The 10,825-nt window shown below is 67.5% G+C and carries 10 protein-coding genes and 1 pseudogene; 5 read left to right on the top strand and 6 right to left on the bottom strand.

The features are described from left to right. Positions 1–227: 227 nt before the first annotated feature. A complete protein-coding gene (locus tag QOI01_RS03790; RefSeq protein ID WP_526378732.1) occupies positions 228–1,439 on the top strand; it encodes an IS110 family RNA-guided transposase in 1,212 nt (403 codons plus the stop codon). A 329-nt stretch (positions 1,440–1,768) separates the two neighbouring features. Further along, entirely contained in the window at positions 1,769–2,245 is a 477-nt protein-coding gene (locus QOI01_RS03785) for a winged helix-turn-helix domain-containing protein (protein WP_526378730.1), read from the top strand. Positions 2,246–2,365: 120 nt separating this feature from the next. On the opposite strand, the gene QOI01_RS03780 is transcribed toward QOI01_RS03785, so the two are convergent. From QOI01_RS03780 to QOI01_RS03770, 3 genes are all read right to left on the bottom strand, one after another. Beyond that, positions 2,366–3,055 carry a YoaK family protein gene (locus QOI01_RS03780; protein WP_526378728.1) on the bottom strand — a complete coding sequence of 230 codons (690 nt, stop codon included), beginning with the start codon at positions 3,053–3,055 and terminating at the stop codon, positions 2,366–2,368. 9 nt (positions 3,056–3,064) lie between these two features. Next, positions 3,065–4,171, bottom strand: a complete 1,107-nt coding sequence (locus QOI01_RS03775) for a glycosyltransferase (protein ID WP_526378726.1) — start codon at positions 4,169–4,171, stop codon at positions 3,065–3,067. 78 nt (positions 4,172–4,249) lie between these two features. Further along, complete coding sequence (locus QOI01_RS03770; protein WP_526378724.1) at positions 4,250–5,170, bottom strand: dienelactone hydrolase family protein; 921 nt, start codon at positions 5,168–5,170, stop codon at positions 4,250–4,252. A gap of 68 nt (positions 5,171–5,238) precedes the next feature. Here QOI01_RS03770 and QOI01_RS03765 point away from each other — a divergent pair, with 68 nt between their 5' ends. The 3 genes from QOI01_RS03765 to QOI01_RS03755 all read left to right on the top strand — a co-directional run bounded on the left by QOI01_RS03765 (position 5,239) and on the right by QOI01_RS03755 (position 8,450). Continuing rightward, positions 5,239–6,165, top strand: coding sequence for an SDR family oxidoreductase (locus tag QOI01_RS03765; protein WP_526378734.1), 927 nt, complete (start codon positions 5,239–5,241; stop codon positions 6,163–6,165). Positions 6,166–6,229: 64 nt separating this feature from the next. Continuing rightward, complete coding sequence (locus QOI01_RS03760; RefSeq protein ID WP_526378722.1) at positions 6,230–8,017, top strand: N-acyl-D-amino-acid deacylase family protein; 1,788 nt, start codon at positions 6,230–6,232, stop codon at positions 8,015–8,017. Continuing rightward, positions 8,007–8,450, top strand: coding sequence for a nuclear transport factor 2 family protein (locus QOI01_RS03755; RefSeq protein ID WP_526378720.1), 444 nt, complete (start codon positions 8,007–8,009; stop codon positions 8,448–8,450). Before QOI01_RS03760 ends, QOI01_RS03755 begins: the two co-directional genes overlap by 11 nt. Positions 8,451–8,477: 27 nt before the next feature. Here the strand turns inward: QOI01_RS03755 and QOI01_RS03750 are convergent, their stop codons facing one another. From QOI01_RS03750 to QOI01_RS03740, 3 genes and pseudogenes are all read right to left on the bottom strand, one after another. Then, positions 8,478–9,839, bottom strand: coding sequence for a type I glutamate--ammonia ligase (locus QOI01_RS03750; RefSeq protein ID WP_526378718.1), 1,362 nt, complete (start codon positions 9,837–9,839; stop codon positions 8,478–8,480). 85 nt (positions 9,840–9,924) lie between these two features. Continuing rightward, positions 9,925–10,407: a carboxymuconolactone decarboxylase family protein gene (locus tag QOI01_RS03745; RefSeq protein ID WP_526378716.1), complete on the bottom strand. Its 483-nt coding sequence runs from the start codon at positions 10,405–10,407 to the stop codon at positions 9,925–9,927. A gap of 53 nt (positions 10,408–10,460) precedes the next feature. After that, positions 10,461–10,825: pseudogene (locus tag QOI01_RS03740) on the bottom strand (hypothetical protein); the annotation flags it as partial.

Below are 10,825 nucleotides of genomic sequence, written 5' to 3'. Positions count from 1 at the left end.
TGTCCTTACCTTTCTTGCAGGGTGTTCGGGACCGTCGGTCGTAGGCTTCGGATTGCCCAGGGACGTCGGGTATGGCTTTCATGGTTGTGCTGCTGTTCATGGCCGAGGAGGATTGGCCGCCCGGTGTCCCGCGACGACTCGACCGCTAATTGAGAGATGCGATGTGATCGCTGTGTAAGGACACGCCGGCGTGGTCGTCTGCTGGGTTGGTAACGACGACGACAATCATGGAGGTGGTTGTGGCGCAACAACTGTGGGCCGGCATGGATGCCGGAAAATCTGAACATCACTGCGTGGTCGTCGACGGCGACGGGCAGCGATTGTTGTCCCAACGAATCGCCAACGACGAAGCGGTCTTGCTGGATCTGATCAACACGGTCACCGTGCTGGCCGACGGTGGGGAGGTCACCTGGGCGATCGACCTCAACCACGGCGGCGCCGCGCTGCTGATCGCCCTGCTCATCGCCCATGAGCAGCGCCTGCTCTACATCCCCGGCCGGACCGTCCATCACGCCTCCGGCGGCTACCGCGGCGACGGCAAGACCGACGCCAAAGACGCCGCGATCATCGCCGATCAGGCCCGCATGCGCCGCGACCTGCAGCCGCTGCGACCCGGCGACGAGATCGCGGTCGACCTGCGCATCCTGACCGCCCGACGCACCGATCTGGTCGCCGATCGCACCCGGGCGATCAACCGGCTGCGCGCCCAGTTGCTGGAGTATTTCCCGGCCCTCGAGCGGGCGTTCGACTACAGCGCCAGCAAGGCCGCGCTGATCCTGCTGACCGGCTATCAAACCCCCGACGGGCTGCGCCGCGCCGGTACCGCCCGAGTGGAGGCCTGGCTGCTCAAACGCAAGGCCCGCAACGCCTCTGCCGTCGCCGCCAAGGCAATCGAGGCCGCCAACGCCCAACACGCCACCGTGGCAGGCCAACAGATCGCCGCATCGATGGTTGCGCGGCTGGCCAAGGAGGTGATGACCCTCGACACCGAGATCGGCGACACCGAAACGATGATCGAGGACCGATTTCGCCGCCACCGCCACGCCGAGATCATCCTGAGCATGCCCGGCTTCGGCGTCACCCTGGGCGCCGAATTCCTCGCCGCCACCGGCGGTGACATGACCGCCTTCGACAGCGTCGACCGCCTCGCCGGCGTGTCGGGCCTTGCCCCGGTGCCTCGAGATTCCGGGCGCATCAGCGGCAATCTCAAACGCCCGCGGCGCTACGACCGGCGATTGCTGCGGGCCTGCTACCTGTCCGCACAAATCGCCATCCGCACCGACGCCGCGTCGCGCACCTACTACGACCGCAAGAGAGTCGAAGGCAAAACCCACACCCAAGCCGTCATCGCCCTGGCCCGCCGACGCCTCAACGTCCTGTGGGCCATGCTCCGCGACGGCAAGGCCTACCAGGCCACACCTACTGCCGCGGCGGCTTGACAACGTCATTGAGATTCCTCCTTCGTTGGGGATGTGTCATGGACACGTCCGAGGGGGCCCTTCGGTTCACTCAGAAGTACCCGTTCGCGGGCGGCCACGTGGCGTTGACCGCGTAGTGTCCCGCGGCATACGCCTTGTACGCGAGCGGATTGTGACTTGCGACCGTTCGGGCGTTGCGCCAGTGCCGATCGAAGTTCAGCGCGCGCGGCCAGGTACAGCTGGAGAAACGTGGTGCTGTGGCCGAGGTGTGCGCCGTCGGAGACGGTCGTCACCTCGACGGGATGGACCTCCACGTCGGTGAAACGCGTTCCGCCGCTTGCCGTCAGGCGTTGCCCGAAACCATCCAGTCGTCGAACAGCTCGGACACCGGCGCGGTCGGTGGGCACGATCGCCTGCAAGTCGCGTCCCTCGGCATCGATCGCAGACACGGCGATCACGTCGGCGAACAACGTGCCGGTGGAGCGCCGGCGTTCCCCGTCACTGACCTGTCGGGTGTAGGCATCCCACTCGGTTCGGGCGATTGCCGCGAGGTCGTGAACGGACTCGACATCGAGGCCCGGACCGTCGGAACCAGCCCCTACCGCAGGGATGCCCTGACCATCGACCGCGTCTATCGGGACGTCTGGGTCGATGGCGAGCCGGTGCACCTGACGTTCCGAGAGTTCGAACTGCTGTCACATCTGGCGGTGATGCCGGGACGTGCCGTCTCGCGCGAGAATCTGCTGCGCGACGTCTGGCGGGACGGGGCGACGGGTTCGCCACGTGCCTCGTCGCGTACTGTGTCGACACGCACGTCCGGCTGCTGAGAGTGAAACTCGGCCGCTACGAACACCTTCTGACGACGATGCGTGGCCAGGGTTACCGATTCGACGGCCACCCCGACGTCCACTTCGTCGGAGCGGTGCAGCGATCGCGTCCCGCCTGACCTACCGCAGCACACGCTCGTCCACGACGAACAGGACGAGGGTGGTCGCCAGGATGGCGGCGGCCAGCCAGATCGCGTGCGCGCCCCACGCCCGGCTGGCGAACGCGCCGACCAGCGCCCCGCCGACGAACGCGAGGATGACGGTGCCGTAGATCCCGCATGCGCGCCGCGAGGCGGACTGCCGCTGGACGAAGCCGTCGTAACCGGATTCGACGAACCTCATGAGATTCCCCGTCGTCGCCACCGGTAGGTAGGCCAGATCGCCGATGTTGCGGAACAACCCCATCTGCAGCGCGGCGAGGAATGCGATCGGCACCGTGACGTAGCTGTGCGCCACCGTCACCGGAACGAAGCCGATGACCACCAGGGCGACCACCTGCACGGCCATGGTCCAGCGCAGCGGATGAGTGACGGCGCGTTCGGCGCGTCCGGACTTGATGTGGGAGGCGAGGAGGACGCCGACACCGAAGGCGAGGATCGGCCAGACGTGGGCCATTGCGGCCGCCGCCTTCCGCTCGGAGGCGTCGATGGCGAAGAAGATGACGTTTCCGGTCTGGACGTTGGCGAACACGCCGCCGCGCACGAAGAACGTGTGAGCGTCTATGAACCCGTTGGTCAGGGTGAGGAGCAGTGCGAACCACAGCGTCCTGGCGCGGTCGAAGTCCGTCGGGCCGGGTGTCGGGGCGCCCATTCGAACAACCTAGTCGGCACCGAGGGCGCTGAGCATCCCCGCCGCGGACGTCGGCCAGGAGAACTGTTCCGCACGCCTGCGCGCGCTGTGCCGCCGCAACGACTCTGGTCTGCCGATGACCGCGGTCACCGCTGCCGCGATGGCACGGGGATCGTTGTCGGCTGCCACACCACTGTCGGCTGTGACGATCTCGGCGAGTGCCGACGTTCTCGAGGCGACGGCAGGCGTGCCGCAGGCGAGCGCTTCGAGGGCGGCCAACCCGAATGTCTCGTGCGGACCGGGGGCCAACGCGACGTCGGCGGACGCCAGGATGGAGGCGACCGTGTCGCGGCAGCCGATGAACCCGGTGAAATCGACCGGCAGACGGGTGGCCTGGCGTTCCAGCTTGGCCCGCAGCGGGCCCTCCCCCACGACGACGAGCCGGGCGTCGACACCTGAATCCCGAAGCGCGGCAACCGCGTCGATGCTGCGATGCGTGTGCTTCTCGACGGACAGCCGTCCACAGTGCACGAGAAGTGTCTGCGCCGGCGTGGCCCATCGACTGCGCACGTGTGATGAGCGTCGGCGCGGATGGAACTGGTCGAGGTCGACGCCCAGGGGAACCGTGACGACGTTCGGCGCCTTGATGCGATCGAACTCTTCCCGTGCGAACGCCGTCGTGCACACCACCGCGTCGTAGTTGGCGGCGGTCCTGCGGTTGGCGACGTCGGCAACGGCGCGTGCGACGCGGCGCGGCAGGAACTGCCCGGCAAGACGGTCGAGTCGCTCGTGGGAGATCATCACCGTGGCCACGTCGTGCCTGCGCCCCCACGGACCGAGCGAGCGCAGCGTCAACCGGTCGGACACCTCCAACGCATCGGGTTCCAGCTCGGTCAACAGGGAGGTGATCGGCCGCGGCGACACGGCGCGGTAATCGCCGGTGAAGGGAATCCTTCTGGCGGGCAACGAGATTCGCAACACGCCGGAGGGCAATCGCTGCCTTGCAGCGATGGGGCCCGGAACCAGAAGGTACACGTCGTGGCCGACGGCGCAGTACTCCGCACCGAGACGGTCGACCGCGGTTCGCAGCCCCCCGGAGCGCGGACCGTAGAAGTTCGCTACCTGAACGACCCGCACACCTCATCAGACCGGGATCGCACGAGCGTCCGCGAACAGTGCGTGAACGGTCACCTGAACGCGGCGTGAACAGCGCGCCTAGCCGACGTACTTGGTGAACCAGTCCTGCACCTTCTGCCAGGCGTCGGCTGCGGCAGTGGGGTCGTAGCGCTCGCCCGTGTCGTTGAAGAAGGCGTGGTCCGCGCCCTGCTCGACGACCAGTTGGTTCACCAGCCCGGCCTTGTCGAGTGCCTGCTGGGCGGCGTCCTTCGTGCCCGTGACGCGCGCGTCCTTGGAGCCATAGAACCCCAGCACCGCGACGTCCTTGGATCCGCTGAAGTCCGCGCCGTCGGGCAGCGGGCCGTAGAACGGGACGGCGGCCGCGAGCTGAGGTTCACCGGACGCGAGCAGCTGCCACACCAGGCCGCCGCCCATGCAGAATCCGACGGCCGCGACCTTGGCACCCGGGGTCCGACGCTGAAGTTCCTCCACTCCGGACTTCATGTCCGCCGTGAAGTCCTCCGGCGAGATCTTGCTCAGTGCGGCGGTCGCCTCGGCGGGGTCCGTGAACGTCGCCGTGCCACCCTGGGCCGAGAGCAGATCGATCGCGAGGGCGGAGTATCCGATACCCGCGAACCGGCCCGCCACCGAACGCACCCAGTCGGTGAGTCCCTTGTTCTCGTGGATGACGAGGACGGCTCCCTTGGGCGTCGCGGCCTCCGACCACGCTGCCTGAAGCTCACCGCGCGGGCCGGCCCAGGTGATCGGCGTGGTCTGCAACGCGTTCTCGATACCGGGCGGAGGAGCCTGCGCGGTCGCCGCGCCACTTGAGGTCACCGGCGCGGCGGCAGTGGGTTTGCCGCCGCCACTTTCATTCGCACAGGCAGCGATGAGGGTGGTCGCGGCCGCGGCACCGACACCGATGAGGGCCAGACGCCGCATCGCTTCGCGTCTGGACATCAGGCCGTCGACATGGTCGGTCGCGATCTCTTCGGCGATGTAGCGCTGCAGTGGAGTCACCCATGAGAGTATGCCCCGAGATTCTGAACTTGCGATGGAAGACGGCACTGACGGCGATACTCGACGTCATGTCACCGCAGGTCAGCCGAACCGCTCTCGCGGGCCGCGTCGCCGTGGTCGCGGGTGCGACCCGTGGTGCGGGCCGCGGGATCGCGGCTGCGCTCGGCGAGGCGGGAGCCACGGTCGTGTGCACCGGTCGCACCAGTTCCGTCGTCGAGCTGTCCTCGGACTACGACCGACCCGAAACCATCGAGGAGACAGCGCAACTCGTCACCGAACTCGGCGGCGTCGGCATCGCCATCCCCATTGATCATCTCGACATCGCACAGGTTGGCGCCTTGGCCGATCGCCTCGGCCGTGACTACGGCGCCATCGACGTTCTCGTCAACGACATCTGGGGAGCCGAGATCCTCAAGGGACCGCCGTCGACGTGGAACCGGCCGATGTGGGAGCACGACCTCGACGACGGGCTGCGGATCCTGCGCCTCGGCGTCGACACCCACCTCATCACGTCGCACCGCCTGCTGCCGCTGCTGATCAGTCGGCCCGGCGGACTCCTGGTCGAGGTGACGGACGGCACGGCCGAGTTCAACGCGCACCACTACCGACTGTCCGCGTTCTACGACCTTGCGAAGGTCTCGGTGAACCGGATCGCGTTCAGTCAGGGACACGACCTCGCTCAGTTCGGCTGCACCGCCGTCGCGGTGACGCCGGGCTGGCTGCGCTCGGAGATGATGCTGGAGAACTATGCCGTGACCGAGCCGACGTGGCGCGACGCCCTGGAACCGGGGCGGGCCGACGGGGGCCCGACCGCGCCCGCCGCCTTCACGGAGTCCGAGACGCCCCGCTTCGTCGGCCGTGGGGTCGCAGCCATCGCGGCGGACCCCGACCGGGCCCGCTGGAATCAGCGCTCGGCGAGTTCGGTCGAACTCTCCCGCGAGTACGGATTCACCGACGTCGACGGCCGCCGCCCCGACGCCTGGGTAGAGCAGTAGACATTTTTGAGAAAGTGTTCACGATTTCGTTGACACCGGTGCTGCGCGGCTGTTCTATGGCGGAGTGAGCTACGACATGATCATCCGGAACGGCCGCTGGTTCGACGGCACCGGCGCCGCCTCCGCGATGCGCACCCTCGGCATCCGCGACGGCCACCTCGTCGCGATCTCGGCTGAGGACCTCGACGAGACGGGCTGCCCGCAAGTGATCGACGCGACCGGCAACTGGGTGCTCCCCGGCATGCTGGACATCCACACCCACTACGACGTCGAGGTGCTCAACGGTCCCGCGCTGGCCGAATCCCTGCGCCACGGCGTGACCACCGTGATGCTCGGCTCCTGCTCGCTGTCGACCATTCACGTGGACGGCACGCAGGCGGGTGACCTGTTCGGCCGCGTCGAGGCCATCCCCCGCGAGCACGTGATCGCCGCGGTCCAGCAACACAAGACCTGGCGTACCTGCGACGAGTACGTCGACGCGCTGGAGGCGCTGCCGCTAGGCCCGAACCTGGCGGCATTCATCGGACACTCCGACATGCGGACCGCCGTGATGGGTCTGGACCGCGCGACGCGCAAGACCGAGCGCCCCAGCCGCAGCGAGCAGGCCGAGATGGAGCGCATGCTCGCCGAGGCGCTCGAGGCAGGCTTCGTCGGGATGTCGTCGATGCAGCTGCTCTTCGACAAGCTGGACGGTGACGTCTGCCGTTCCCGCACGCTGCCGTCGACGTATGCCAAGCCTCGCGAACTGCGCAGGCTGAAGTCGTTGTTGCGCAAGGCAGGACGCGTTCTGCAGTCCGGCCCGGACATCGAGAACCCGCTGAACCTGGGGTCGCAGATCGCCCAGTCGCTCGGGCTCTTCCGCAACCCGCTCAAGACCAGCCTGCTGTCCGCGGCCGACGTGAAGTCCAACCCCTACGCGATCCTGATGATGGGCCCGGTCGCGCGGTTCGTCAACCGCCTCGGAGCTGACTTCCGATGGCAGCACCTGCCGGTGCCGTTCGAGGTCTACGCCGACGGCATCGACCTGGTGATCTTCGAGGAGTTCGGTTCGGGCGCTGCGGCATTGCACCTGAGCGACCAGGTCGAGCGCGACGAGATGATGCGCGACGAGGAATACCGGCGCCGGTTCCGCAAGGACTACGAGAGCAAGTTCGGGGTGCGGGTCTGGCACCGCGACTTCTTCGACGCCGACATCGTCGACTGCCCCGATGCGGCAGTGATCGGCAAGTCCTTTGGGGAGGTCGGCCTGGACCGCGGTCTGCATCCCGTCGACGCGTTCCTCGATCTGGTGCTCGAGCACGGCAAGGCGCTGCGGTGGCGCACCACCATCTCCAATCACCGCCCGGCGGTGCTCAAGAAGCTCGCCCGTGACCCCGGCGTCCAGATGGGCTTCTCCGACGCTGGCGCCCATCTGCGGAACATGGCGTTCTACAACATGGGGCTGCGGTTGCTGCGCCACGTTCGCGACTCGGAAGCATCGGGAAGGCCGTTCATGACCGTCGAGCGGGCCGTCCACCGCCTCACCGGCGAATTGGCCGACTGGTACCGCCTCGACGCTGGCCATCTGCGCGTCGGTGACCGCGCCGACGTGGTGATCATCGATCCCGCCCGCCTCGACGAGCGACTCGACGACTACGCGGAAGACCCCGTCGCGCAGTACGGCGGACTGTCGCGAATGGTCAACCGCAACGACGAAACGGTGAAGGCGGTGCTCGTCGGAGGCCGCGCAGTCTTCCTGGACGGCGACTCCACCGAGCTGGTCGGGCGCCACCGTACGGGCCGGTTCCTGCGCGCCGCCCACAGGGCCCCCGCACTTCCCACGCAGAAGGACGAATTGACAAATGTCGGTTGAGGATACGGTTCTCGGCATGTGGGCCGCGCTGTCGGCGCGCGATTGGGAGTCGTTGAAGTCGTTCCTCTCCGAGGACTGCATCTATCTCGACATGCCGGTGGGGCCGACGGCCGCCGCGAAGGGCCCCGAGGACATCGTGAAGCGACTGAAGATCGGCCTCGAACCGCTGGCCTCCTACGAGAACTTCACGGGATTGCTGGTCGCCGACGGTGTCGATGCCATGTACGAGCACCACGAGGAATGGCATTGGGAGACCGGCGAATCCGCGGTACTTAGATTCGTCACCGTGCACCGGGTCGAGAACGGGAAGATCACCGTCTGGAAGGACTACTGGGACATGAGCGCCCTGGCCAACCACGCTCCCCCGACGTGGATGGAGGACTTCGCCAACGCCGACATGTCCTGGATCTTCGACGCGACCGGCGTGGTGTAGCCAGCCGTCAGACCCTCCTAAACACGCTTACACACTCCAAGCCAGCCGGAACTTCTCGGCCAGCTCGTCGGGGCCGAGGTCGCCGTAGTTCTCGTGTTCGTAGCGGCGCACGGCGACGATGGCGTCCACCGCGGCATCGCCGAGAATGCTCCGCAGCAGAGCGGATTCGGCAAGCGCATCGATCGCCGCCGGCTGACTGTCGGTGAGCAGGCCGATGCCTGCATCGGTCCGCTGGTCGTCGGTGAGCGTGGCGGGGTCGACCGTCGTCTCCTGCGGAACGAGGAGTTCGCGCTCGATGCCGTCGAGAGCCAGGCCGAGGATGGCTGCGGTCGCGAAGTACGGATTCGCCGACGGGTCGACGACCTTCACCTCCACGTTCGCGCCGTAGGGGTTGGCCGGCCCCCCTTGCAGGAAGCGGATGGCGGCTTCGCGGTTCTCGGTGCCCCAGCAGACGCTGGCCCCCGACCAGCTCCCTGGTTGCATGCGCAGTCCGGACAGGATCGAACCGCACAGCACCGTCTGAGCCTCCGGCAGCCCGGCGAGCAGTCCCGCGACCGCGGCTTCGCCTGCCGGCTTCATCCCCCTGGCGCGATCACCGCCGGTGAACAGGGGCACCCCTTCCTGTCGCAGGGAGAAGTGTTGGTGGGCGCCGGATCCGACGCTGCCCGCGAACGGCACCGGCGACAGGCTGATGCGGAGGCCGTGGCGGCGCGCTACCCGTCCCACGATGATGCGCGTCAGCACCAGCTGATCAGCGGCCGCGACGGGTGACTTGGGCGCCAGCGAGATCTCGAACTGGTTGGCGCCGTACTCGGGGTGCAGCTGTTCGATCACGACACCCGCGGTCGTCGCAGCGTGGGTCACGTCCTTGACGAACCCCTCGAACTCCAGGATCCCGGCGAGTCCGTACTGTGCCCACAGGTGCGAGGGCAGCCGTGCGCCGTCCGGGCCGACGAGAACGAACTCCATCTCGTGCCCGACGAGCGCGTCGAGGCCGGCCGCCGCGAGGCGCTCCTCGATGCGGGCCAATGCGCCCCTGCTGCAGAACGGATCGGGCGAACCGTCCTGGTCGAAGAACGACCCGGGCGCCCACGCCAACCCGTCACCGAGGGTGCTCAGCTCGTCGAGGTCGACTCTGATCCGTCGGTCACCGACGACACCGACCGCACCGCCGACGACGATGCCCGACTGATCGATGGCAAACACGTGCCAGACCGGGCTCGCGCCGAGTCCCGGGTCGGCGAAGGAGCTCATCCTGCGGATCGGCACCGTCTTGGCGTGAACGAGTCCCGCGGGGTTGACCACTGTGCCGATGAGGCTGACGACTCCGTCTGACTCAAGTTGGGCGATGGCCGCCCCTGCAAGTGGTTTGGCTGGCATGGCGCCCATTCTGCACCGATGAGCGCTCGCGCGAAGAGCCGACGGGACCGATGAGCGCTCGCGCGAAGAGCCGACGGGACTGCGGCGCCGTGGGTTACAACGTGATTTTGCAGGACTGGCCGATGTCGAGCGTGCGCAGCATCCGCCCCATGCCCAACCACATCGCGCAGGACAGTGCCAGGTCGGTGAGCAGTTCCGGGTCGAACTGCTGGTTGCAGCGGTCCCAGAACTCCTCGTCGTCGCGCAGACCGGTGTGGTCGCTGGCGAACCTTGCCGCGAACTCCGCGGCGATGCGTTCCTGCGGGCTGTAGCCGGACCACGTCCGCCACTCGGCGGCGTGGTCGTAGAGGTCTTCGTCGACGCCTGCCGCGATGCCGTCGGAGTCCCGGGTGTTTTGGCACACCACGCACTCGTTGTCGAGCGCGATCACCATCCGCGCGATTTCCCGGACCCGCATTGGAAGTCTGTTCTTGTTGTAGACCGCGTGGGTGAAACCAGCCATGGCGGAGCCGATATCGGGCGATTTGACGATCCAGCCGGCCGCGTCGTCGTCGGCGAACTCTCCAATTCGGCTCATGGCCGCATCGTACGCCGGTAACGTCTTTTCTGGAACACGTTCTAGTTCTTCGGTCAGCGCGCGGCGGCGAGTTCGCCCCGGTCGGTCCAGTCCCGCTGCACCAACATGCGGTGCGCAATGCGCTCCAACGCGTCCTCGACCTGCTCACGGTCGGGGCGCCCCTCGAAGCTCGGTGACTGCGCCAACTTGTCGACGATCAGCCCGACGATCGCCGTGGACAACGTATTGACCTGGCTGATACCTGCCTGCGTGAGCCACAACTTCCCTCCGGCACCATTTCCCGAGTCGCTGCGCTCCTGCCCTCCGGCACCATTTCCCGAGTCGCTTCGCTCCTGCCCTCCAGCACCATTTCCCGAGTCGCTGCGCTCCTGCCCTCCGGCACCATTTCCCGAGTCGCTGCGCTCCTGCCCTCCGGCAC

Source organism: Mycobacterium sp., from assembly GCF_032162605.1.
Lineage (GTDB): Bacteria > Actinomycetota > Actinomycetes > Mycobacteriales > Mycobacteriaceae > Mycobacterium.
This window is presented reverse-complemented; position numbering and strand designations above follow the sequence as displayed.

Coding starts and splice junctions, on each gene's coding strand:
- QOI01_RS03765 (WP_526378734.1), top strand. CDS start 5,239: ATGTCACCGCAGGTCAGCCGAACCGCTCTCGCGGGCCGCGTCGCCGTG.
- QOI01_RS03790 (WP_526378732.1), top strand. CDS start 228: ATGGAGGTGGTTGTGGCGCAACAACTGTGGGCCGGCATGGATGCCGGA.
- QOI01_RS03780 (WP_526378728.1), bottom strand. CDS start 3,055: ATGGGCGCCCCGACACCCGGCCCGACGGACTTCGACCGCGCCAGGACG.
- QOI01_RS03750 (WP_526378718.1), bottom strand. CDS start 9,839: ATGGGCGCCATGCCAGCCAAACCACTTGCAGGGGCGGCCATCGCCCAA.
- QOI01_RS03745 (WP_526378716.1), bottom strand. CDS start 10,407: ATGAGCCGAATTGGAGAGTTCGCCGACGACGACGCGGCCGGCTGGATC.
- QOI01_RS03755 (WP_526378720.1), top strand. CDS start 8,007: ATGTCGGTTGAGGATACGGTTCTCGGCATGTGGGCCGCGCTGTCGGCG.